A 24,623-nucleotide genomic window follows, 5' to 3' on the forward strand; every position below is an offset into this window, starting at 1 on the left:
CGTAATTTAGATTACGGTAACCATTCTTACGGTAAAAAACTGTGGCAAAGAAAATCCAAGCAATTCGAGGCATGAACGACTGCCTTCCAACTCAATCACCACTGTGGCAGAAACTTGAAAACGCAGTGAAGAATGTAATCAGCGCATACGGTTACAGCGAAGTGCGCATGCCAATCGTTGAGATGACCCATCTGTTTAGCCGTGCTATCGGTGAAGTGACTGATGTGGTTGAAAAGGAAATGTACACCTTTGCAGATCGTAACGGTGACAGCTTAACTCTTCGTCCAGAAGGCACTGCTGGCTGTGTTCGTTCATGTATTGAGAACAGCCTGATTGATCGTTCTGAGCAGCGTCTATGGTACATGGGCCCTATGTTCCGTCACGAACGTCCGCAAAAAGGCCGTTACCGTCAATTTCACCAATGTGGTGTGGAAGTATTCGGGCTTAATGGTCCAGACGTAGATGCTGAACTGATCATGATGACGGCACGTTTGTGGCGTGAGTTGGGGATTGATAAACACGTTCGCCTTGAGTTGAATTCTATTGGTTCACAGGCAGATCGTGCTAACTATCGCACCGCGTTGATTACTTTCCTTGAACAGCATATTGATGTACTGGATGACGACTGTAAACGCCGCATGCATACCAATCCACTGCGTGTACTGGATTCTAAAAATCCAGACGTTCAGGCTATTCTAGGTGATGCGCCACGTCTATCAGATTATTTGGGCGAAGAGTCCAAAGAACATTTTGCTGGTCTTTGTGAACTTCTTGACGCCGCAGGTATCGAATACACAGTCAATGAGCGTTTGGTTCGCGGCCTAGATTACTACAATCGCACTGTGTTCGAGTGGATTACCGAAAGCTTAGGTGCTCAGGGCACTGTATGTGGTGGTGGTCGCTACGATGGCCTGGTTGAACAACTTGGTGGCAAATCGACACCTGCTGTGGGCTTTGCGATGGGGCTTGAGCGTCTAGTTCTTATGCTAGAAACGTTAGAGCTGACGAATGTTCGCCGCTCTGTTGATGTCTACATGGTTACTGCGGGCGAAGGCACTATGATGGCGGGCATGAAGATGGCTGAGTTACTACGTGAGCAAGTTCCAGGCATTCGTGTGATGAACCATTTCGGTGGTGGTAACTTTAAGAAACAATTCAAGCGTGCCGACAAGGTGGGTGCAGCAGTGGCACTGGTTCTTGGTGAGAACGAGGTGGCTGATAACACTGTAGTACTGAAAGACCTAGTTGGTGGTACTCAAGAAACTTATAGCCAAGCGGATGTTGCCGCTAAGCTAGCTGAGTTGGTTTAAACGCATTCAAATTTGAAGTGGCGATTCTATTCGCCACTTTTTAGATTTAAGAGGACAGGAAGTGGAACTCTACGATACTGAAGAACAACAAGTAGAAGCGATCAAAGATTGGTGGAAAGAAAACGGTAAGGCCGTCATTTTTGGCGCGGTTATCGGTTTAGGCGGTCTATTCGGTTGGCGCTATTATCAAGATTCAGTGACAGCAGCTCAAGAAGCCGCATCTGAAAGCTATACCAAAGCCGTTCAGGAATTGGCAGCGAAAGGTATCGAAGGTGAAGCGGCTCTTCAGAGCTTCATCGATGCTAACAAAGAGACGCAATACGCAGTGCTAGCTGCGCTACAACTGGCTAAAGCTCAGGTTGAAGCAGGCAACTTAGATGAAGCACTGGCACAGTTAGAGTGGGCGAAAACAGCGACGGATGATCCTGCTCTGACTTCTGTGATTGCTTTCCGCCTAGCGCGCTTGAAAGCAGAACAAGGTGAGTTTGATTCTGCCGTGTCTGAGCTAGCAACGATCACAGATGAAGGTTGGGTTGGCCGAGTGGCTGAACTTAAAGGTGATATTCTCCTACGTAAGGGAGATACTGAAGGTGCGTATGCTGCGTATACTGAAGCGCAACAAGCAGATGATGCGAGCCAGACTCTACAAATGAAGCTGGACGATCTAGCTAAATAAGGGTGCGATGCATGAAAAAAATGCTGAAAAAAGCACTGACTGCTGCTGCGATATTAGGTGTTTTAGCTGGCTGTGCCAGTGAAGAAGACACCATTATCATGGCACCAGTACCTCAGGTTGAAAGTCAATTTACGCCGGCTATCGAATGGAGTACCAGTGTTGGAGATGGGGTATCCAACTACTTCTCTAAACTTTCTCCTGAATACGCTTACGACAAAATCTTTGTGGCAAGCCGTGATGGTGTTGTTAAGGCGCTTAATCCTGAAAATGGCCATACATTATGGCAACAAGACCTTGAGCAAAATGTTTCAGCCCGTTTATCTGGCGGTATCACTGCAGGTTACAGCCAAATCTTTATTGGTAGTGAAAACGGTCAAGTGATAGCCCTGAATGAAGAGACTGGTGAGGTCAACTGGCGCGTTGATGTGGAAGGTGAAGTGTTAGCGGCGCCTGCAACGGAAAGCAATCTGGTTATTGTCCACACTGCAACAGGTATGTTGGTTGCGCTGGATCAGGCGACGGGCGATAGTAAGTGGACCATTAGTACCGAAGTACCGAGCCTAACTTTGCGAGGTAACAGTGCACCCATCACCGTATCGGGTGGCGTGTTCTGGGGAACGGCAAATGGCCGCTTGGCTGCTGCGATTGCAGAACGTGGTCAGTTGATCTGGCAACAGCCGATTGCGACACCGCAAGGGGCAACCGAAATTGATCGCTTGGTTGATGTTGATGCATCTCCACTCGTTCTAGGTAGTACTCTATACATTGTTGGCTACAATGGTCAGTTAACAGCAATAGACTTGCGTTCAGGAAAGTCGGTTTGGAAGCGTAAGTATTCTTCGTCAACTGATCTTGCTAGCGATGGTGGGCGTTTGTATATGGTGACAGATAAAGATTATCTGGTTGCGGTAGATGCACGCAGTGGCACAGAGCTATGGAGTAATGAACAGCTTGAACACCGCTTGCTGACAGCGCCCGTACTGATTGATGGTTACGTGGTTGTTGGTGACGGTGAAGGTTATCTTCACTGGTTAGATCGTGATACTGGCGAATTTGTTGCTCAGCAGCAAGTCAGCAGCAGTGGTTTTGCTGTGTCACCTGTGGTTGTCCCAGAAGGCTACATCACAGTTACTCGTGATGGCGATGTAAAGAAACTGACCATTACCAAGTAATCGTGTGATATAATTCACATTCGGCTCCTAGCTGGTAACAGTTGGGAGCCGTTTGTTTGTTTTAGATACTCATAGGTAATGTGGTTATAGGTAAAGCGCTCATTAGTGAACTCTACGGAGTTGTTACCTATAACTACATAAAGAAAGCATATTGTAGAGGTTATTATGGTACCTGTTGTTGCTCTGGTAGGGCGTCCAAACGTTGGTAAATCAACGTTGTTTAACCGATTAACTCGTACGCGTGACGCATTGGTTGCGGATTTCCCTGGCTTAACTCGTGACCGTAAATATGGCCAAGCTAAGCTTGGTGAACACGAATTTATTGTGATTGACACTGGCGGCATCGACGGTACTGAAGAAGGCGTTGAAACCAAAATGGCAGAGCAGTCACTGGCCGCGATTGATGAAGCAGACGTAGTTCTGTTTATGGTGGATGGCCGTGCCGGCCTGACTCCTGCTGATATTGCCATTTCTAACCACCTGCGCAAAATTGAAAAGCCTTCAATGTTGGTTGTGAACAAGGTTGATGGTATTGATGCAGATGCAGCATCGGCTGATTTCTGGCAGTTAGGTGTGGAAAACATGTACCAAATCGCTGCAGCGCATGGCCGTGGTGTTGGTGCTCTGATTGATCGTGCACTCAATCCTTTTGCAGAGAAAATGGCCGAGGAAGCGCAGGGTGAAATTGAAGATCTGACCGACTTCATCGATGAAGAAGAGAAGCTCGATTACACCGAAGAAGAAGCTGAAGCGGAATTCCAGCGCTTACAAGATCAACCTATCAAGCTGGCTATCATCGGTCGTCCAAATGTTGGGAAATCGACGTTAACAAACCGTATTCTTGGTGAAGAGCGCGTAGTCGTGTACGACATGCCGGGCACAACGCGTGATTCTATCTATATTCCAATGGAACGTGATGGCCGAGAATACGTACTGATTGATACCGCAGGTGTTCGTCGCCGTAAGCGTATCAACGAAACAGTAGAGAAGTTTTCGGTTGTTAAAACGCTCAAAGCCGTAGAAGACGCGAATGTTGTACTTCTTGTTATTGATGCGCGTGAAAATATCTCTGATCAAGACTTAAGCTTGCTTGGTTTTGCATTGAACGCTGGTCGTTCGATTGTGATTGCGGTCAATAAGTGGGATGGTCTGGATATGGACGTAAAAGAGCACGTGAAGAAGGAGTTAGACCGTCGTCTTGGCTTTGTTGACTTTGCTCGTATCCACTTTATTTCTGCACTTCATGGTACAGGTGTTGGTCATTTGTTTGAATCAGTACAAGAAGCCTATAAATCGGCGACAACCCGAGTGGGTACATCTGTCCTGACCCGTATAATGAAGATGGCGACTGAAGATCACCAGCCGCCTTTGGTTCGTGGTCGTCGTGTGAAACTTAAGTATGCACACGCTGGTGGTTACAATCCGCCAATCGTAGTCATTCATGGCAACCAAGTTAATGAGCTACCAGATTCTTACAAGCGTTACTTGATGAACTATTACCGTAAGTCATTGGAAATCATGGGGACGCCGATTCGTATTCAGTTCCAGAGTAGTGAGAACCCATTTGAAGGTAAATCGAACAAGATGACCCTTTCTCAGGAGCGCAAACGTAAGCGCTTGATGAGTATGATGAAAAATCGCAAAAAATAATAATGATTGTATGAAAGCGCCTCTAAGAAGGGCGCTTTTTTTATATAGGATACATAAAATGTCAGTGACACCGACGATTACACGTTTTTGCCATCAGATCTGGCAACTTACATCTTCTATTCAACTTGTTAAGCAGGGAGAAAATGCACTCTATGTCATCACAGAGGTGACACCGTTTCATCCCGTGAGTCATATATGGCCTGATCACCCAGCTGATAAGGGAAGGATAGAGGGATACGAGGTTAAAGATTGTGTAGTGGGAGCGGTTGAGTTGAGCAGCGGTGAGCTCTACGTGGATAAGGACATTCCAGTCAAGCGAGACACACAGGGCTGGGTATTTGTCGTAGTGCATTGTTTGGAAGAGTCTGCAATAAACCTTCGCCTCGGTCAGGAAGTCACATTAGTTGTAGATAAAGCTTATCAGCAAGCATTGAGCAGGGGACATAGCGCAGGACATATCGCATTTTTGGCGCTCAATAAGGTCTTAGTAGAGCATGGATATTGGCGTAAAGATGCCGATCGCAAGGACCCTCACGGCAACTATGACTTTAATAGCTATGCTCAGGAAACCAGTTATGTGAGTGAAGATCAGTGTGTCGATACCTACCGCTTAGGGAAAACTTTGCGCAAACGAGGTTTGAACAGCGCAGATGTGTTAAAAGACCTTGTACAGATACAGGTGTTGGTTAACCAACAAATAGAACAATGGTTATCCTTAGAGGCAAAAATCAATATAAAGTGCTGCGGAGAGTCTTTAACAGACTCACGATATTGGCAATGTGATCTTGGTGAAGGGAGCGTAGCTGAAATTCCATGTGGCGGCACGCATGCTAAAAGTCTTAATGAATACAAAGCGATTAGGGTGAGTTTTACTCAACTTGATACACAAAATATCGAAATGCGTACCAATGTAATAGCAGCATGAGCTAGAGTGGATCTTTTTATTAAATTTTTATCTATTGGTTGTTTTTAACTTAATTTGGTTTTTTATATCGCTTAAAGTTCAAAAACAGCACATGTAACTTATGCTTTCGGTGTGTGGTGATATAAATATTCTTTTAGGGGGTGATCGCTGATCAAAATGGATTTAGCCGATGATCTTATTAAGATCTTTAGCCCATCATACCGAGCGAAACTTGCCATTGGGCGTGATGTGGATCATTGTGTTCTCGATAGCAACAAATATAAGCTGTTGGTCGAGAAAATAAAACGATTACGAGAGTCAAAATGGATCAGTGCCCAATATGTCAACGAGAACTGGAATGGCAAGGTCACTATCGCTGTAGTGATTGTGCAAGTAATTACACCAAAGTTGGTTACTGTCCAGATTGTAATAAGCAACTAGAGAAAATCCAAGCGTGTGGATCAGCGAGCTATTTTTGCCATTCCTGCAATGAATTAAAATCCAAGTCAAAAGTGCGGATTGAATTTATCAAACAGAGTTAGCTTAGATAACGGTTGAGCGTATTTCGCCGTCAGATACACGGGTGACCAAGGTGTCGCCCGATCTTGTTTCTGTGGCGCTGGTTAGAACCTTTCCAGATGTATCCTGAGTAATAGAGTATCCACGTTTTAATGTGGCAAGTGGACTGACGGTATCGAGCTTTTCAGCCGCGAGCGCCAGCTGATGACGTGATTTTAACAGCTTTCTGTCCAAGGCATCCGTAAGCTTTTGTTCAAGCCTTTGTAACGCCAGTTTTTGCTCGCGAAGTTTTGTGACAGGAGAGTGAAGCTGTAGTTTGTACTGTTGGCGTTCTAGGTTTTGTCTGCGTGAGGATAGGTAGTTTTCCATTGATCGTTGAAGGCGCAGTGACAAATCATCAAGCTGTTGGCTTTGACGTTGTAACTGGTGAGTTGGGTGCTGACGTTCCAGTCTATGCAATAACGTTGCAGTCGTTTGCTTTTGCTGCGTCAAGTAGTATCGAATCGCACTTTGCAATTTGTGTTTACGTGAATTGATGGCCTCTGCTTTGTGGCTATTATCTCTACTGACTATTTCGGCAGCGGCAGATGGAGTTGGTGCGCGCATGTCCGCAACAAAATCCGCGATAGTCACATCAATTTCATGACCAACAGCACTGATAATAGGTATTTGGCTGGCTGCGATTGTACGTGCGACAATTTCGTTGTTGAAGCACCAAAGATCTTCTAAAGAGCCACCACCACGGCCTACAATCAACACGTCACATTCGTTTCGGCTATTTGCACACCCTATCGCCTGTGCGATCTGAATCGCCGCATCTTCTCCTTGCACCAATGTCGGGTAAACCACGATAGGTAATGAAGGATCACGTCTTTTAAGGACATCTAGAATATCAAATAGTGCTGCGCCTGTTTTGGATGTGATGACACCGACACACTTAGGGTGCTCAGGTAAAGGCTTTTTATTGCTCTGGGCAAATAGTCCTTCTCCGGCAAGTTTCATCTTCAATTCATCAAACTGTTGCTGAAGCCTGCCATCACCCTCTGGCTGCATACTCTCAACAATCAATTGATAATCGCCGCGCGGTTCATACAAGGATAAACGAGCTTTGACTAAGACTTGATTACCACTCTGTGGCTTGAATGTGACTCGTCGATTGTTACCACGAAACATGGCGCACTTGACCTGGGCACGGGAGTCTTTGAGGGTAAAATACCAATGGCCTGAAACTGGCGAAGAGAAGTTTGAGATTTCACCGACCAACCACACAATACCCATTTCATTTTCTAGTAATAGGCGAACTTCAGAATTAAGACGAGAAACAGTGAAGATGTTTTGATTGGTCAGAGATGACACAGCTAATCTCATAGGCGTGAGTATGGAAATTAGCGGCAATATAATACATAGCAAGGGGGCAATTGCAAGAAAAAAATTAAAAAAACTTGTGGTCAAGCGATTGCGTTAACCGTATAATCCCTCCGCAATATCTAATCCAAATGTAGCCAACAACCTAAAACTGGTTACCCTCATTACGCGAAACGATGAGATTGGGTTGTCTTTTTACTCCTCTAATTGTGAGATATTGCAAATGCTAAGAATTGCCAAAGAAGCGCTGACATTCGATGATGTACTACTCGTGCCAGCTCACTCCACCGTTCTCCCAAACACAGCTGATCTTCGCACTCAGTTGACTAAGAACATCACTCTAAACATCCCAATGATTTCAGCGTCTATGGACACTGTTACTGAAGCTCGTCTAGCTATCGCGCTAGCGCAAGAGGGTGGCATTGGCTTTATCCACAAGAATATGTCTATTGAGCAACAAGCTAAGATGGTTCATCAGGTTAAGATTTACGAAGCTGGCGTGGTTTCACATCCGGTTACGGTAAACCCTGATGCAACAATTGCAGACGTTGTGGCTCTAACAGAGAAGCATGGTTTTGCAGGTTTCCCTGTCGTAACTGATAACAATGAGTTAGTTGGTATCATCACTGGCCGTGACGTTCGTTTCGTAACTGACCTTTCTAAGAAAGTTGAAGTGGTTATGACGCCTAAAGAGCGTCTGGCGGCAGTAAAAGAAGGTGCAACTCGTGAAGAAGTGCAAGAGAAAATGCATGAAGCACGTGTTGAGAAAGTACTGGTCGTGAACGATGAGTTCCAACTAACCGGTATGATCACAGCGAAAGATTTCCATAAAGCAGAACGTAAACCAAACGCATGTAAAGATGCGCAAGGTCGTCTACGCGTTGGTGCAGCAGTTGGTGCGGGCGCGGGTAACGAAGAGCGTGTTGCAGCCTTGGTTGAAGCGGGTGTTGACGTTCTACTTATCGACTCTTCTCATGGTCATTCTGAAGGCGTACTAAACCGTATTCGAGAAACTCGTGCGGCTTACCCAGATCTAGATATCATTGGCGGTAACGTTGCAACCGGTGCTGGTGCTAAAGCACTGATCGAAGCAGGTGTCAGTGCGGTGAAAGTGGGCATCGGCCCTGGTTCTATCTGTACCACTCGCATCGTAACAGGTGTGGGTGTTCCTCAGGTTACTGCTATTGCAGATGCAGCTGAAGTTGCGAACGAATATGGCATTCCAGTTATTGCCGATGGCGGTATCCGTTTCTCCGGTGATATCTGTAAAGCTATCGTTGCTGGCGCATCATGTGTGATGGTTGGCTCAATGTTCGCGGGTACAGAAGAGGCACCAGGTGAAGTCATTCTATACAACGGCCGTTCTTACAAAGCTTACCGTGGTATGGGCTCTCTGGGCGCTATGTCTCAAGGCTCATCTGATCGTTACTTCCAATCTGACAACGCAGCAGACAAGCTTGTACCTGAAGGTATCGAAGGCCGTATCGCATACAAAGGCCGCCTAAAAGAGATCGTTCACCAACAAATGGGTGGTCTACGTTCAAGCATGGGCCTTACTGGCAGTGCAACCGTTGAAGATATGCGTACCAAAGCTGAATTTGTACGTATTTCGGGCGCTGGCATGAAAGAGTCTCATGTACACGACGTTCAAATTACCAAGGAAGCACCAAACTACCGTCTAGGTTAATTTTTACTGTTGTAAAAAGAAAACCTATACACCTGACGTAAACGTTTGCTTTTTTCCTTGAAGCATTAATAAGAGGCGAGTACACTCGCCTCCGTTTTAATAACCTAGCTTATAAGACTGCTCAAAATGACTAAAAATATTCATGACCAACGTATTCTGATCTTGGACTTCGGTTCTCAGTACACTCAGCTAGTCGCACGCCGTGTACGTGAAATCGGTGTTTACTGTGAACTGTGGAGCTGGGACGTTGAAGAAGCGGATATTCGTGAATTCAATCCAGACGGTATCATTCTATCTGGTGGTCCAGAAAGCGTAACGGAAGACAACTCTCCACGCGCGCCTCAATATGTATTTGACTCTGGTGTGCCAGTACTAGGTGTATGTTACGGCATGCAGACTATGGCTGAGCAGCTAGGTGGTAAAGTTGCTGGTTCAACCGAGCGTGAATTCGGCTACGCACAAGTCAAAGTTTCTGGTGAATCGGCACTGTTTAAAGATCTTGAAGCAACTCAAGATGTGTGGATGAGCCATGGTGACAAAGTGGTAGAAATTCCAGCGGACTTCGTAAAAGTCGGTGAGACAGATACTTGTCCTTATGCGGCAATGGCCAATGAAGAGAAGAAATACTACGGTGTTCAGTTCCACCCTGAAGTAACGCACACTAAGCAAGGCAAGCAAATGCTTGAGAACTTTGTTCTTGGCGTATGTGGTTGTGAAGGGCTATGGACTTCTGAATCGATCATTGAAGATGCCGTTGCGCGTATTAAAGAGCAGGTAGGTGACGACGAAGTCATCCTAGGCCTGTCGGGCGGTGTGGATTCATCTGTCGTTGCGATGCTGGTTCACCGTGCAATCGGTGACAAACTAACGTGTGTATTCGTCGATAATGGCCTACTTCGTCTAAACGAAGGTCAACAAGTAATGGATATGTTTGGCGATCAATTCGGTCTGAACATCATCAAAGTTGACGCAGAAGAGCGTTTCCTTGCCGCTCTTGAAGGTAAGTCGGATCCAGAAGAGAAGCGTAAGACTATCGGTCACGTATTTGTCGACGTATTCGATGAAGAATCTAAGAAGCTGAAAAACGCGAAATGGCTTGCTCAGGGTACTATCTACCCAGACGTCATCGAGTCAGCGGCATCTAAGACAGGTAAAGCACACGTAATCAAATCTCACCATAACGTTGGCGGCCTGCCAGACGATATGGAAATGGGCCTTGTTGAACCTCTACGTGAGCTGTTCAAAGATGAAGTTCGTAAGATTGGCCTAGAGTTAGGTCTGCCTTACAACATGCTTTACCGCCATCCATTCCCAGGTCCTGGTCTAGGGGTTCGTGTTCTTGGCGAAATCAAGAAAGAGTACTGTGACTTGCTACGTCGTGCAGATGCTATCTTCATTGAAGAGCTACATGCAGCGGATCTTTACAACAAGGTATCGCAAGCCTTCACGGTATTTCTACCTGTACGCTCTGTTGGTGTAATGGGCGACGGTCGTAAATACGACTGGGTGGTTTCTCTGCGCGCAGTGGAAACGATCGACTTTATGACTGCGCATTGGGCACACCTACCATACGACTTCCTAGGTAAGGTTTCTAACCGCATTATCAACGAAGTTGACGGTATTTCTCGCGTAGTTTACGACATTTCAGGTAAGCCACCAGCGACAATTGAGTGGGAATAACTTCCCATTCGATGTACCCCAATTGAAAGCCAGCCTTCGGGCTGGTTTTTTATTGGTCGAAATTACTCCTTATTGCGTTGTAACTCCAAAGTGACTCGCAACTTAACAATAGGCTCATTCATTCACCGTGATTCTTGATTTGTCTTTTTCTAACATTCCCTAAGTTTTATAAAACAAGGGAAATTGTGATGAGAAAAATAACCTATTTGGCCGCTGCTGTATCTTCGGCGGTTGTTTCGTCCAGTTGGGCTATGACTAATATTCAGCCTGATCCACAGAATCCTAACGGTTATGTGGTTGCCCGCGCTGACATACAGGCGGCAGAGCAAGCACAAACTTCCGACCCTATGTACCAGATATGGTCTCAGGCACTTACCACCGCACCAAATAGCGTTGTTGAAGCGATTGAGCCTAGCCTTGTCACTAATCCGGATAACGTTAAGCGCGCTGAGCGTGTGTTTCCTCAGGTAGAGTGGGATTTTCTGACCAATATGGCTGCGCCTGAGTACACTTATACACGTTTCCTACGGGCGATTGGTAAGTTTCCCGCCTTTTGTGCCGAGTATACGGATGGGCGAGATTCCGATGCGATCTGTAAACGCTCGATCGTAACGGCATTTGCCCACTTCGCGCAGGAAACTGGGGGGCATATTGCCAAAGATAATGTGTCGGATAATCCATTAGGTCTTGAAGAGTGGCAACAGGCGTTAGTGCATGTACGTGAAATGGGCTGGTCTGAAGGTCAGGAGGGCTATACCACCGGTTGTGGTCAGAATGATTGGCAAAATAAAAAATGGCCGTGTGCGGCAGGGCAGGGCTATTTTGGACGCGGTGCTAAGCAGCTTTCTTACCACTTTAATTACGGCGCGTTTTCCGAAGCAATGTTTGATGGTGATGCGTCTGTTTTGCTCAACAACCCAGGCTTAGTTGCCGACTCTTGGTTGAACTTAGCATCTGCGATCTGGTTCTTTTTAACGCCACAAGCACCGAAACCAGCGATGTTGCATGTGATTGATAAAACGTGGTCGCCTTCTCAACGTGAAATTGAAGCGGGGATTGGTTATGGCTTTGGCACCACGATTAATATCATCAATGGGGGCATTGAGTGTGGAGAACAGAATAAAAATAAAGGGCAACCCGTCAACCGTATAAGATATTGGGAAGGACTGTCGTCTCATTACCAGATTCCAATCGAAGCCGATGAAAAGAATACCTGCTGGCAACAGACTCCATACGGTAGCCTTAACCTAAATGGTGCGACGGATGTGCTTTACACCAACTGGGATGGCAACTGGAAGTACTATGCTGATCGTCCGGGTGGTTATTCATTTGAGTGTGAATTGGTTGGATTCCAGACCGCTTACTCTGCGCTGGTACCAGGTGACTACGAAAAATGTGTGACGAATATGTATGGTTCTCACGCTAGCTGGCCTGAAGTGCGTGTTGTTGACCAGTTAGACCCGGTTGACCCTGATCCTGGCACAGGAAAGGCTTGGAGTGCCAGTAAGGTTTACAATGCGGGTGAGGAAGTTACCTATCTAGGAGTGACGTATAAAGCGAAATGGTGGACACAAGGTGATGCCCCAGACGCAGGTGGACCGTGGGAACTCATCTCTGGCACGCCAACTGAACCCACACCTGAGCCTACGCCAGATCCAACCCCGAATCCTGACCCAACGCCAGAACCTGATACCTTTATTCAGTGGCAAGCTGGTGTAACTCAAGTTGCCAACGGCGATAAAGTCACCCATGAAGGTAAATGCTTTGTTGCTAAGAATGGCCCGGGTGTTTGGGATACGCCAACCCAGTCAAACTGGTTCTGGGATGAAATCTCTTGCCAGTAATGTAAACAGGTTCATAACTCGTAAACTAAGCTCCTGCAATAAGCAGGAGCTTTTTGGTTTGCTTTCGCGTTATGGGACGGTTTTTGTAATCTTAGATTGCACATTCCAGATCTATCTTTTTTATTGAACGGAATTAAACTTCGCGCGTAAATTTTATTAATTTTTTTGAAAGGTGTGCAAAATGTCAACAAAACTGGCTAACCCAGCTCCACTTGGTCTGATGGGTTTCGGTATGACAACCATCCTGCTAAACATTCATAACGCAGGCTTCTTCCCAATTGATTCAATGATTTTGGCAATGGGTATTTTCTATGGTGGTCTGAGCCAAGTGATTGTCGGCATGATGTGCTTTAAACGTGGTGATACGTTTGGTACTACCGCATTTACTTCTTATGGCTTGTTCTGGCTAACACTGGTTGGCTTGATTGTTATGCCTTACATGGGGTTGCCGGCAAGCCCTGCACACTTTATGGGTTGGTACCTAGCTCTGTGGGGCATCTTCACGGGTTTCATGTTTATCGGATCTCTTTGCTACCCAACAGCGAAGCAAGTGGTTTTCGGCTCGCTAACTATTTTGTTTTTCCTACTTGCCGCACGTGATTTCACGGGGAGTGAGCTGATTGGCACAATTGCAGGTTTTGAAGGCATTTTCTGTGGTGCAAGTGCAATCTACTTCGCGATGGCTCAAGTACTGAACAACGAATATGGCCGCACGATTCTGCCTATTGGTGAGAAAAAAGCATCAGTTGCAACGGAAGCTGTTGCGGCGTAAAGAATATTGCTGGCATGGCTAATGGCCGTGTTAGAAATATATTTGGGAACATAAGATGAAAGGGGTTAGCCATAGGCTAACCCCTTTTTTACCACTGCTTTTTATCTTAGATATCCAAATTAGGTTGAAGGTTGCTCAACTGGCTTGGATTCTTCTTCTGCTGTAGGTTCTTTACCTGTCTTACGACGATATTTATCTTCCCAGTAATCTGCGCCTTTTATGCCCAGTTTAACAGGGTTGAATGTGTATTCTGTGACGCCTTGCTTCTGCTGTTCTTCGTAATCATGTAGAGCCTTAAGTGCTGGCTTCGCCATAAAGAAGATGATCAGAATACCAACTATGTTGAGCCATGCCATCAGGCCAACACCCACATCACCCATCGCCCATGCAAGGTTTGCAGTCTTAACTGTACCGTAGAACACAACCGCAATAAGTGCCACTTTTAGTACGAACATCAAGCCGTTAACTTTGATGTGACGACGGATATAGGCCACATTTGTTTCTGCGATGTAGTAGTAAGCAAGGATGGTTGTGAAAGCAAAGAAGAACAATGCAATCGCAATGAACGGCTTACCAATACCCGGTAATGCGCTTTCAATTGCCATCTGAGTGAAGACAGGGCCGTTCGCTGCAATGTCCGCTGCTACGTTCTGAACTAAGAAGCCTTCTGTACCGTGTACGTTGTAAGCACCCGTGATGATAATCATAAATGCTGTCGCCGAACATACTAGTAGCGTATCGATGTAGATAGAAAACGACTGTACCAGACCTTGCTGAGCTGGGTGGTCAACACTTGCTGCTGCAGCTGCGTGAGGACCTGTACCTTGACCCGCTTCGTTTGAGTAAACACCACGTTTAACACCCCAGCCGATGGCCGCACCAACACCTGCCATAGGTGTGAACGCATCACCAATGATCATTGAGAATACGCGTGGTACTTCACCGATGTTTAGAAGGATGATGATGAAGGCCGTTACGATGTAAGCCAGCGCCATGAAAGGAACCACGATTTGTGTGAAGTTCGCGATACGCTTAACACCACCGAAGATGATGAAGGCTAGAATGACGGAGATAACAGTACCAGTGAAGATTTTCGCAAAGCTGAATGTACCGATCGCTGTCTCGATCATAGCACCTGAGCCAAATGCGGCTTCAACTGCATTACCAATACTGTTTGACTGAACCCCCGGCAGTAGGAAACCACATGCAAAAATGGTCGCAATAGCGAAGATCCACGCATACCACGTTTGACCCATTGCTTTCTCAATGTAGTAAGCAGGACCACCACGGAACTCACCGTTGTCTTCTTCTTTGTAAATTTGTGCAAGCGTGGATTCCGCGTAGGCTGTCGCAGCACCAAAGAATGCTACCACCCACATCCAAAATACCGCGCCCGGGCCACCAAAGCCGATAGCAGCGGCAACACCAGCAATGTTACCTGTACCTACACGTCCTGAAAGTGAAACGGCGAGTGCCTGAAAAGAAGAGATGCCTTTGGACGAGCTTTTACCTGAAAGAAGCAGACGCCACATTTCACCGAAGTGACGAATCTGCACGAATCGCGTCATGATTGAGTAGAACAAGCCAGCGCCAAGACACAAATAAATCAGTGCCGGACTCCAGATGATTCCATTCAGAAAATCAACTAATGACTGCATAAGTATTTTCCCTGTTTAGTTTTATAGTGGTTGTTTTGCGAACAGAATATTAACCTTTTTGTAACTCTGATGTTAACCGATTTGTACTTTAAAATTTATTTGCGTGAGCTTAGGCACAAAATGCTAAATAAATGTTAACGAGTAGTGTTATCGTAGCGAGTAGTTTCAAAATGCTTGAAAAATGAATTGATATGACCCAATCCATAGCGCACTAACAATGCGCGCTATAGTTGTGTAGCTCGTTTTTTGTACTGTCAATATCATCGATTGTAGGTATTTACACTATTCGTTGTATCGATGCGTGCTGAGCTCCTTATATTGGTGATAATTTGACTGTGTAATCACTTCTGTCAGGATCTCTGCTGAGCCACAGGCCATAGTCCAACCTAAGGTGCCGTGCCCAGTATTAGTAAAGAGGTTCTTTATTGATGTGCTTCCGATGATCGGCGTGCCGTCGGGGGTCATTGGACGGAAGCCTGTCCAATAATCTGCGCGAGATAAATCTGTCCCATCCGGAAATAAGTTAGACACAACATGATTCAACGTAGCGAGTCGTTTATCCGGCAGGGCGGGATCAAAACCAGCCAGCTCGGCTGTGCCCGCGACGCGAATTCGATTTTCGAAGCGAGTCACGGCCACTTTGTAGGTCTCATCCATAATGGTTGATTGAGGTGCGAATGCTTCGTCAATGATAGGCAAGGTGAGTGAGTAACCTTTGACGGGGTAGAGTGGGATGTCTATACCAACTTGCTCTAAAAGCGATTTTGAATAGCTGCCCATGGCTACCACAACTTTGTCTGCGGCAATTTCCCCTTGCGATGTGTTGACTGAGAGTACCTGATTACCTTGTGTGTTGAGGCTATGTATCTCGGTGTTGAAGATGAACTCAACCCCAGCTTGTTCTGCCATTGCTTGCAGTTGTTGGCAGAACAAATAGCAGTCTCCAGTCTCATCATCTGGTAAATAGAGACCTCCGGTAAGTGTTCCTTGAATGTGGGCGAGCCCAGGCTCTTGCACTAAACACTCTTGAGCATTCAGCAACTGGTATCGAGTGCCGCTTTCTTCTAGCAGTGCAATATCTTTTTCTACTGCAAGTAATTGCTTGCGGTTACGGAAAATTTGTAACGTCCCTCGAGTACGCCCTTGATAGTTGAGGTCGTATTGCTGGTTTAACTGCGCTAAACACTCTCGGCTACGATTGGCAATCGCCAACATACGGGCTTTGTTAATCCGATACCTGTCCAGCTGGCAATTTTTTAACATTTGGCTAGCCCAACGGAGGAGTTCTGGGCTGAGGCTAGGCTTAATCTTTAGCGGTGCATGCTCTTCTAATAACCATTTTATGGCTTTCATGGGCACGCCAGGAGCCGCCCATGGTGAAGAGTAGCCATAAGAGATCTGGCCCGCATTGGCAAAACTGGTTTCTTCTGCGGATCGTGGTTGGCGATCAATCACCGTAACTTGACACCCCGCTTGCTGTAAATACCAAGCGCTGGTTAATCCGACCACTCCGCTGCCTAAAATGACGACTTTCACACTCCAACTCCATAAACGGGGAATTTTTTCAAGAATGTTGGATTTACATCTGGTTAACAATCGATAAGAATTAATATCACTGTTTAGAAAAACTAAAAGCTTTATGAAATCAGCTCTGCTTAATGGAATCAATCTAGTGTGCATTGTCGCCAGACACCACAGCCTGACCAGTGCGGCCAGTGAGCTTAACCTCACTACAGGTGCCGTCAGCCAACAGCTTCAGTCGGCGGAAGAACGTCTAGGTTTTGACGTGTTTGAGCGTCATGCGAGAGGTATTCGCTTGACAGATCAAGGTCAAAAATTAGTTGAGTCAGTTTCACCGCATTTAGCGGCTATTGAAGATACTATCTACCAACTTACGCATGTGACGGATAGTAAGCAGATCCGACTTAAGCTGACCCCTTCACTTGCTTTTAAGTGGTTGGTGCCTCGCTTAGAAGATTTCCAGAAACAACACCCTGAAATACAGATCCACACGTTTGCTGAGGGAGCCTTGGTTGATAGCGACAACCGAGATTACGATATCGCGATTGATTACGGGCCATTACCCTATAAGTTGCCTGACGCTGAGCTATTGATGGAGGAATCTTTGCTGCCAGTAATGAGCCCAGGGTATTTTCGTCATTTTGCTCATCTTAGTGTGTCAGGGAGTGCACAGAGCTGGCAACAGGTGACCTTGCTCCATGATGCGATGCCATGGAAAGGCTCGACCAAAGATCATGAATGGCAATTTTGGGCCCAAGAGCACTCGCTTGAGTTTGACACCCATCAGGGGCACTTCTTTAATCGTACCGACATGGCTATGTCTGCAGCTGAAGCCGGAGTCGGTGTGGCGTTGGCGCGCATGGCACTATTAGGGGATGAGTTAAAACAGCACAGGTTAGTGGCGCCATTCCCAGCTATCCGTGCCAGAGCGGGGTATTTCATTATTACTCACGTCGACAACCCGCATACTCGGCTGTTTAAAAGTTGGCTGAAACAACAAAGTGTTATTAGTTAAATTGTAAATAGCGTTTGCGAGTGTATATGCACCCACTACACTTAATAATGCCAGCAAGTTTCCACTTGCTGGCGTGCTTACGGGGCAGCGCATATGAAATCGACACAAGGCCAATGCAGCTATCAAAATCCTGATGGCTGGTGCTGCGATCAACCGTGTGGTGAGTCAGGACTGTGTTACTGGCATGATCCCAAAGTCGATAAAAGCAAAGATGATATAAAAGACAAGGTTGAACAATGGGCCGCAGCGGGTAAACCTTTAGACGGATTTCAGTTGGCAAGAACAAACTTGGTAGACATCAATTTGGTGAACCGAGGGTGTAAAGAAGGCTATTCATGTCGTAATGTGGATTTTTACCGAGCGGATCTGACCGATGCGCACTTTTTCGGTCTTGATTTACGTGGTTCGTCGTTAATGAAATCAAAGATGTTAGGTGCGAATCTGCATTGTGCCAAGCTTGATGACTGCAATTTACTGGGAGCAGATCTTGGCCGAGCGAAGCTGGAGAATGTTGAGTGGGGAACCTACCTCAAGCAAGAACAACAAGCTAAGCAGGCACGCAAGAAGCGTCAGTACAAAGAAGTTGCATCTTTGTATCAGGAAGCCGAGGAAGTGTGTCGAAATATTCGCAAGCAATGTGAGAAGCAGGGTTTGTTCGAAATGGCGGGAGACTTCTTCAAACGCGAGATGCGTTTTCGTCGATATCAAATGCCAAAGTTGAGTGTCCGTAGAGTGGTGTCTAAAGTGGTCGATCTGTTCTGCGGTTATGGCGAAGATCCGATGCGGGTGGTCGGCTTTTCTATCTTTCTGATATTAGTCTGTGCCATGGCGTATTTCTTTTTGGATACTACGGGCGCACACCCGATATATGAAGATCTTAGTGGCTGGCAATTCTATCTATTTGAATTTCTTAACTCGCTTTACTTTAGCGTAGTGACCTTTACTACTCTCGGTTACGGGGATATTTCCCCAGTCGGAATCGCTAGGTTTATTGCTGCCTTCGAAGCCTTTCTCGGCAGCTTTACCATGGCGCTGTTTGTGGTGGTTTTCGTGAAGAAAATGACGCGTTAGAGGCTACGATAATGTTGTACTAACCAGTTTTCAGCATCGATCTCATCCGCTTTAAACTGGTTGGCGAAATGTTCGATCATTGCAGATAAGTACTCTCCGCTGTCACACATAGTGTCAAACAGTCTGTCTTCTGTTGCCGCTAATGCCCCCGATTGTGGCTGTGCTTTTTCGGCCAATAATACAGGAACCATATACTTGTCTTTGTTGGCTTGGTTGAGGTCTTTAAGCTGGCGAGCAGCCAGATGAACCTGAGCGATAGAGCTTGGCTGGTAATTATCGCTGTCCATATCTATCTGAATAACGAATATGATCCCACGATAGAGCACTATTGACTCTATATCTTCAAGGTTTGCTCCCATGGGCAGGCGTAGCAGCACTTGTCCAGCCAGGTGAGGCAAGGTTTTCAACTGGGTTTGCAGCAGTGAAATTTTCCTTAGCCATGTTTGCTTCGCATCGGCCTTTATTAGATCTAGGTCACTTAGGTTTGCACTATCAAGCTGGTGGCAGAAAGTGTAAAGAGGGGTATTGAGTAAGATTTTATCATTCATCGCTTTTAAGGGGGTAATATGATTGCATCTACATTCTGATGGTGTATCGAGTACAAAGTAGAGCGGTTGATAAAAGACTACTTCATATTGATTCACTAGCTCAAGGAAGGTATATGAAAGATGAAACCTAATCAATTGACTTTAGTTTTAAAACTGAGCAATCACTACATCTTGGACATTTCATATACCAGTAGAAGAATGTGTTCCCTTCGTGATATTTAATTCAACTCTGGCATTACATTGCCGCTATAGTGATGTAGATATTGAGTTTATCTGTCGATACAGAGGCTTATGAATATTTTGCCTGAGTAACTGTAGGCTTAGAAGAGCAATTCTTTCTAGTTTAAGGAAAGTTCACCACTCGGGGCTTATACTAGGATAGTAACCAATGCTTCATCATAGTGTGAGCCACACAAGAGCTTGCAATGAGATTGATGAATTCTTCTGGCATTTATATTGATAAATGAGATAGTTTTACTTTCGCCTCACGCGTTAACGAAAAATACAAATCCCGAGGCGGCAGATTAGGTAGTTACGTAGATGAGAAACACTCTACGTAAGTGTGAATGATACCGGGAATGAGTAAAATCAACTATGAGCGTTTCAAGCAGTACAATTCTTACAGAAAGTGGCACAAATGAACTTGAAATTATTGAATTTCACTTAGTTAAACAGATGCCCGATGGCTCTAAAAAAACCTGTTATTACGGCATCAACGTCGCCAAAGTACGTGAAGTCATTCAGGTGCCGGAAACTACCGATTATCCCAATGCTCAGCCTCATATGGTGGGCGTTTTTTCATCACGAGACATTTTGACGCCTCTCGTTGACTTAGCTGGCTGGTTAGGCGTACCGACAAGCCAAGAGCTTGAGAAAAAGTTTGTTATTGTGACGGACTTTAACCGCATGACCAATGGATTCTTGATTGATAGCATTAGCCGTATTCATCGTATTTCATGGAATGATGTCGAATCTCCAAGCCAATTTCTTGAAGCTGGCGAACAAGACTGTGTAGTGGCAGTCGTGCGCAAAGATGGCAATCTGATAATGATCCTTGATTTTGAGAAGATCATCGCTGACATCAACCCAGAACTGAGTATGGAAAAATACGATGTCAAAGTGGATAAAAGTGTCGATCTCAACCAGAAAATGGTTTCTAAGCGTAATTCGAAGACTGTCATGGTGGTGGATGATTCGGCCTTTATCCGCAGCTTGATCCAGGACACATTAAGCTCGGCGGGTTATAACATCATCGCATGTAAAGATGGTGGTGAGGCACATGAGAAGTTAATGGAAATTGCCGAAGTCGCGAAGAAGGAAAATTTACCTGTGACTGAACTGGTTGATGCGGTAGTGACGGATGTGGAGATGCCACGTATGGACGGTATGCACTTGGTGAAGCGTTTACGTGAATCCGATGCTTACAAAGAGTTACCGATAGTTATGTTCTCTTCGCTGATGAGTGATGATAACCGTGCCAAAGCTCTGGCTTTAGGTGCAAATGACACTATTACTAAGCCAGAGATTGGTCGTATGGTCGCAATGATGGACCAATACATTTTCTAATGACTATGCTGTTGTTCTGAAAGCGCTTTATTCTTTTGTATTTCAAGCTGGGTGACTTCGTTGTCCAGCTCTTTTATTTTTGCTGCCATTAATGTATGGCAATGCTCCGCCAGCTTTCGTGCATCTTCGATTTTATACCCAGAGACATCAATGGGCTCGAGCATTTCAGAAATCACCACACCATTGTTACGACGATTTAAGTCAATCTTGTTATGGGTAGTGCTGACACACATTGGCGTGATGGGGACTCCCGCTTCAATGGCCATACGGAATGCACCAGTTTTAAACGGTAGCAGCCCTCTTCCTTTGCTTCTTGTTCCCTCGGGGTAAACCCAAACAGACAGATCGCGTTGATGAATCGCTTCTGCGACTTGTTTGATCGTATCGCGTGCTTGAGATTTGTTCTCTCGGTTAATCAGTATGTTGCCAGTGATCCAGTAAAGTTGACCGAAGAAAGGGAGCCAGAGCAAGTCTCTTTTGCCAAGAGTGACGGTTCTTGGGCGAAGCATCCCCGGCGCTGTGACAAAGTCGTACACACTTTGATGATTAGAGATATAAACGCTATTGGCTGGTGTTGGAGCTCTATCTAAGCCACGTTGTATCAGTTTGATGCCGACAAGTTTATGTAGCTGATTAAACCAGCGGCAGAAGAAATAAACATGCCTTGGGTTTCTTGGGCTGAATAAGCAATAGATCAAAGCAAATAGTGTGGTAAAGACAATAAAAATTGCAGCCAAGGTCAGACGAATAATACCAAGCAAAATACTTTCCTCTTTAAATGCGCATGCGTTATTAAACTGATGCAAATTATTCAGTTGAGTCTAGAGTCTTCATTCTATTTAACTCAATTGCAACAAAAAATGCGTAAAAGCTTCTATCAAGTGTAAAAGTTACCTTCGCTGAAAGCTCAGTCTATTCCTGTGGACAACGGTTGCCAGATACCAATTTCCGAACTCCTTATGATGATTAAATTATCAAAATTAAAGTTGTCTGTTTTTCTGATGTTTTGTTTTTTAACAAATGTTAAAACTATCACTTCTGCTTGTTGGTAAATAATCAATCATTAAAACCAATTTTAAATGCACTTCTTGTTATTAACTAATTGCTTTTTAAGGTTTTTTATTAACCAAAGTATGTTTACTAATACTGTTGTTTAATTGATTTGTTGCCTGTTTATGAAGGTTTTGTTTTATAAAATGTTGGATGTTTTATAAGCGTGATTTATAGCTAGGGCTCTCTTGAGTAGTTATAAAAGATGACTGTTCATGGAGATAAAGTGAATAAAAATAGCTCAAAAAGGATCAGAGCAAATGCACAACATGATAAATAAAACCAAAGGAATATTCGTCCTATCGTCAATTACCGTGGCTATGGCTGGTGCTACGTCTGCGTTCGCAGCGTTGCCAACTGGCTTTAACGAGGCTGATTTGCCGACTAAATATATAGTCAAGTTTAAAGAAGAGTCACCTGCACCTTTCTCAATGGCGAGCTCAGCAGTGGCACCATCGAAAGCGCGTGAAGCGGTATTAGATGAAGTGAAAGCGCGCAAAGTTGAAAAATTGGGTAACCAAGCACTTTACAGTGTGGAAGTAGACGACAGTGAGTTGTCGGCACTACGTGAAAACAGCCAAGTTGAATATGTCGAGGTGGATCCTCCACGTTACTTATTAAGTGAAACTACCCCTTGGGGCTTCAATGCGGTGAATGCCCAATTATTAAGTGACTCCAATACGGGCAACCGTACAGTGTGTATTATTGATTCAGGTTACGACATCAGTCATAACGACCTGAGCGGCAACCGTGTACAAGGTACTAACGACAGTGGTACGGGATCATGGAGTTCTCCGGGTAACAATAATGCTCACGGTACTCACGTTGCGGGTACTATTGCAGCGATTGCTAACAACGAAGGCGTCAAAGGCGTGATGCCAAACCAGAACGTGAATTTGCATATTGTTAAAGTGTTCAATGAATCAGGGTGGGGGTATTCATCGAGTTTAGTGAAGGCGATCCAGACCTGTGCGGATAACGGTGCAGATGTAGTCAATATGAGTCTCGGTGGTAGCCAAGCGAGCCGAACTGAGCAAAATGCCCTTCAGTCGATTTATGATGATGGTGTTCTACTTATTGCTGCGGCAGGTAACTCAGGCAATACTGCACACAGCTATCCTGCCTCTTATGACGCTGTGATGTCCGTTGCAGCAGTGGATAACAAAAATCATCATGCAGCTTTCTCTCAAGCAACAGATCAGGTAGATATTGCAGCACCAGGTGTGGCGGTACTGTCAACTGTGACCGTCGGTGAGGGTGTACTGTCCGATATTACGATTAACGGAGTGAGTAATTTCGATCGTGGTGTCGTTCCACACAATCGTAAAATTCTCCAGTCAGGTGACTACATCTCAGACCCGATTGCCGGTACGTTTACCGCCCCTCTTGCTGCTTGTGATATCTCGTCAGGCAGCTATAACTGTGGCGACATGTCGGACAAGATCTGTCTGACTGAGCGCATTGATAATCAGGCAACAGGCGTGCGCCCAGAAGTCAACCCAGTTAAGGCATGTTACAACGCAGGTGCCAAAGCTGCGATTGTATACAGTAATCAGGAGCTGTCAGGCTTACAGAACCCATTCGTACTGGATGACAACAACGATTATCGTATGGTTTCCGTTACAGTTGACCGCGAGTTCGGTTTAGAACTGGCGAATCAGCTTGGTCAGACCGTCACAGTCAAAACCACCAAGGGTGAAGATTACGAGTACTATAATGGTACCTCCATGGCAACACCTCATGTCACTGGTGTTGCAGGCTTAGTATGGAGCTACCACCCAACGTGTACAGCGCAACAAGTACGTAAGGCACTGACCGCGACAGCAACTGACATCGACTCAGAAGGCCGTGATAACCGTACTGGCTATGGTCTAGTGAATGCGGATGCCGCGAAGGCATACTTGGATGTAGGCTGTAATGGCCCTGTTGACCTTAGTAAAGTTCTGGAGAATGGTGTCGCGAAAACGTCATTGTCTGGCGGAAGTAAATCAAGCACGACTTACACTTTCGATGTTCCTGCCGATGCTAGCCAAGCGACGTTTACTCTAAGTGGTGGCACAGGCGATGCCGATATGTATGTTCGCTTCAATGGTACACCTAGCACAGGTGTTTACGATTGCCGTTCATGGGAGCAGGGTAACGGTGAGAGTTGTTCTCTCAATGTCACTTCTGCTGGTACTTATGAAGTTCTAGTTTATGGTTATTCCGCTTACTCAGGCGCTTCACTCGTTGCTTCTCATAATGGTAATGATTCTAGTAGCCAGGCACCATCTAGCTACACAAACTCTGATGCAGTCGCCATTCCAGATAACAGCAGTGCTGGTGTAACGAGCACACTCGACGTACTGCGTTCTGGTGATGCTGGTACCGTTTCTGTTGAACTTGACATCAGCCATACTTACATTGGTGATTTGCGTGTTACTTTGACATCTCCAACGGGCCATGAAGTGGTTTTGCATGACAATGCGGGTGGTTCAGCCAACAACATTGCCAACACTTATCAGGCTAACTTTAGTGGGTATGAGTCGAAAGGTACATGGAAGCTGAGTGCTGTAGACAATGCCAGTCAAGATACGGGCAGCATCAACAGCTGGACTCTATCTTTTCAATAAGGA

General features: G+C 45.6%; 20 protein-coding genes. 15 read left to right on the forward strand and 5 right to left on the reverse strand.

The annotated features are described in order from the left end of the window. Positions 1-41: 41 nt before the first annotated feature. The 7 genes from hisS (at position 42) to L1D15_RS16060 (ending at position 6,254) form a co-directional block, all read left to right on the forward strand. Positions 42-1,310: a histidine--tRNA ligase gene (gene hisS / locus L1D15_RS16030; protein WP_239876417.1), complete on the forward strand. Its 1,269-nt coding sequence runs from the start codon at positions 42-44 to the stop codon at positions 1,308-1,310. Positions 1,311-1,371: 61 nt separating this feature from the next. Further along, positions 1,372-1,986 (forward strand): YfgM family protein, encoded by a 615-nt coding sequence (locus L1D15_RS16035; RefSeq protein WP_239837467.1) that lies wholly within the window; start codon positions 1,372-1,374, stop codon positions 1,984-1,986. 11 nt (positions 1,987-1,997) lie between these two features. Further along, positions 1,998-3,158 (forward strand): outer membrane protein assembly factor BamB, encoded by a 1,161-nt coding sequence (gene bamB, locus L1D15_RS16040; protein ID WP_239876418.1) that lies wholly within the window; start codon positions 1,998-2,000, stop codon positions 3,156-3,158. A gap of 165 nt (positions 3,159-3,323) precedes the next feature. Continuing rightward, positions 3,324-4,808: a ribosome biogenesis GTPase Der gene (gene der, locus L1D15_RS16045; protein ID WP_239837469.1), complete on the forward strand. Its 1,485-nt coding sequence runs from the start codon at positions 3,324-3,326 to the stop codon at positions 4,806-4,808. Between the two features lie 58 nt (positions 4,809-4,866). Further along, positions 4,867-5,733, forward strand: a complete 867-nt coding sequence (locus L1D15_RS16050) for an alanyl-tRNA editing protein (protein ID WP_239876419.1) — start codon at positions 4,867-4,869, stop codon at positions 5,731-5,733. Between the two features lie 156 nt (positions 5,734-5,889). Next, positions 5,890-6,153 (forward strand): hypothetical protein, encoded by a 264-nt coding sequence (locus tag L1D15_RS16055; protein ID WP_239868579.1) that lies wholly within the window; start codon positions 5,890-5,892, stop codon positions 6,151-6,153. Beyond that, positions 6,066-6,254 carry a zinc ribbon domain-containing protein gene (locus L1D15_RS16060; RefSeq protein WP_239837643.1) on the forward strand — a complete coding sequence of 63 codons (189 nt, stop codon included), beginning with the start codon at positions 6,066-6,068 and terminating at the stop codon, positions 6,252-6,254. Before L1D15_RS16055 ends, L1D15_RS16060 begins: the two co-directional genes overlap by 88 nt. Position 6,255: 1 nt before the next feature. Here the strand turns inward: L1D15_RS16060 and xseA are convergent, their stop codons facing one another. Continuing rightward, positions 6,256-7,587: an exodeoxyribonuclease VII large subunit gene (xseA, locus tag L1D15_RS16065; RefSeq protein WP_239876420.1), complete on the reverse strand. Its 1,332-nt coding sequence runs from the start codon at positions 7,585-7,587 to the stop codon at positions 6,256-6,258. A 232-nt stretch (positions 7,588-7,819) separates the two neighbouring features. Between xseA and guaB the strand changes: the two genes are divergently transcribed. The 4 genes from guaB to L1D15_RS16085 all read left to right on the forward strand — a co-directional run bounded on the left by guaB (position 7,820) and on the right by L1D15_RS16085 (position 13,579). Continuing rightward, a complete protein-coding gene (guaB, locus tag L1D15_RS16070) occupies positions 7,820-9,283 on the forward strand; it encodes an IMP dehydrogenase (RefSeq protein WP_239876421.1) in 1,464 nt (487 codons plus the stop codon). A 126-nt stretch (positions 9,284-9,409) separates the two neighbouring features. Then, a complete protein-coding gene (gene guaA / locus L1D15_RS16075) occupies positions 9,410-10,963 on the forward strand; it encodes a glutamine-hydrolyzing GMP synthase (RefSeq protein WP_038513204.1) in 1,554 nt (517 codons plus the stop codon). Positions 10,964-11,151: 188 nt separating this feature from the next. Next, positions 11,152-12,807, forward strand: a complete 1,656-nt coding sequence (locus L1D15_RS16080) for a chitinase (protein WP_239876422.1) — start codon at positions 11,152-11,154, stop codon at positions 12,805-12,807. 181 nt (positions 12,808-12,988) lie between these two features. Continuing rightward, positions 12,989-13,579 (forward strand): GPR1/FUN34/YaaH family transporter, encoded by a 591-nt coding sequence (locus L1D15_RS16085; protein ID WP_038156453.1) that lies wholly within the window; start codon positions 12,989-12,991, stop codon positions 13,577-13,579. Positions 13,580-13,698: 119 nt separating this feature from the next. Here the strand turns inward: L1D15_RS16085 and L1D15_RS16090 are convergent, their stop codons facing one another. Together L1D15_RS16090 and L1D15_RS16095 are read right to left on the reverse strand one after the other, a co-directional pair. Then, positions 13,699-15,237 carry an alanine/glycine:cation symporter family protein gene (locus L1D15_RS16090; RefSeq protein ID WP_239876423.1) on the reverse strand — a complete coding sequence of 513 codons (1,539 nt, stop codon included), beginning with the start codon at positions 15,235-15,237 and terminating at the stop codon, positions 13,699-13,701. 282 nt (positions 15,238-15,519) lie between these two features. After that, entirely contained in the window at positions 15,520-16,917 is a 1,398-nt protein-coding gene (locus tag L1D15_RS16095) for a D-amino acid dehydrogenase (protein WP_345779107.1), read from the reverse strand. On the opposite strand from L1D15_RS16095, the gene L1D15_RS16100 reads away from it, so the two are divergent. Together L1D15_RS16100 and L1D15_RS16105 are read left to right on the forward strand one after the other, a co-directional pair. Beyond that, complete coding sequence (locus L1D15_RS16100) at positions 16,877-17,773, forward strand: LysR substrate-binding domain-containing protein (protein WP_239867334.1); 897 nt, start codon at positions 16,877-16,879, stop codon at positions 17,771-17,773. The two genes, L1D15_RS16095 and L1D15_RS16100, sit on opposite strands and share 41 nt — an antisense overlap. A 93-nt stretch (positions 17,774-17,866) precedes the next feature. Continuing rightward, complete coding sequence (locus L1D15_RS16105; RefSeq protein ID WP_239837477.1) at positions 17,867-18,844, forward strand: ion channel; 978 nt, start codon at positions 17,867-17,869, stop codon at positions 18,842-18,844. Here the strand turns inward: L1D15_RS16105 and L1D15_RS16110 are convergent. After that, the gene (locus L1D15_RS16110; protein ID WP_239867337.1) at positions 18,841-19,392 is read right to left on the reverse strand and encodes a hypothetical protein; all 552 of its coding nucleotides are present in this window, start codon (positions 19,390-19,392) and stop codon (positions 18,841-18,843) included. The two genes, L1D15_RS16105 and L1D15_RS16110, sit on opposite strands and share 4 nt — an antisense overlap. A 594-nt stretch (positions 19,393-19,986) precedes the next feature. On the opposite strand from L1D15_RS16110, the gene L1D15_RS16115 reads away from it, so the two are divergent. Further along, positions 19,987-20,958, forward strand: a complete 972-nt coding sequence (locus tag L1D15_RS16115) for a chemotaxis protein (protein ID WP_239867340.1) — start codon at positions 19,987-19,989, stop codon at positions 20,956-20,958. Here L1D15_RS16115 and L1D15_RS16120 read toward each other — a convergent pair. Next, positions 20,955-21,719 (reverse strand): 1-acylglycerol-3-phosphate O-acyltransferase, encoded by a 765-nt coding sequence (locus tag L1D15_RS16120; RefSeq protein WP_239867343.1) that lies wholly within the window; start codon positions 21,717-21,719, stop codon positions 20,955-20,957. The two genes, L1D15_RS16115 and L1D15_RS16120, sit on opposite strands and share 4 nt — an antisense overlap. A gap of 549 nt (positions 21,720-22,268) precedes the next feature. Between L1D15_RS16120 and L1D15_RS16125 the strand changes: the two genes are divergently transcribed. Next, positions 22,269-24,620 carry a S8 family serine peptidase gene (locus L1D15_RS16125; RefSeq protein WP_239867346.1) on the forward strand — a complete coding sequence of 784 codons (2,352 nt, stop codon included), beginning with the start codon at positions 22,269-22,271 and terminating at the stop codon, positions 24,618-24,620. The last annotated feature ends 3 nt before the right edge of the window (positions 24,621-24,623 follow it).

The sequence above is a fragment of the Vibrio sp. Isolate25 genome, from assembly GCF_022398025.1.
Lineage (GTDB): Bacteria > Pseudomonadota > Gammaproteobacteria > Enterobacterales > Vibrionaceae > Vibrio > Vibrio coralliilyticus_A.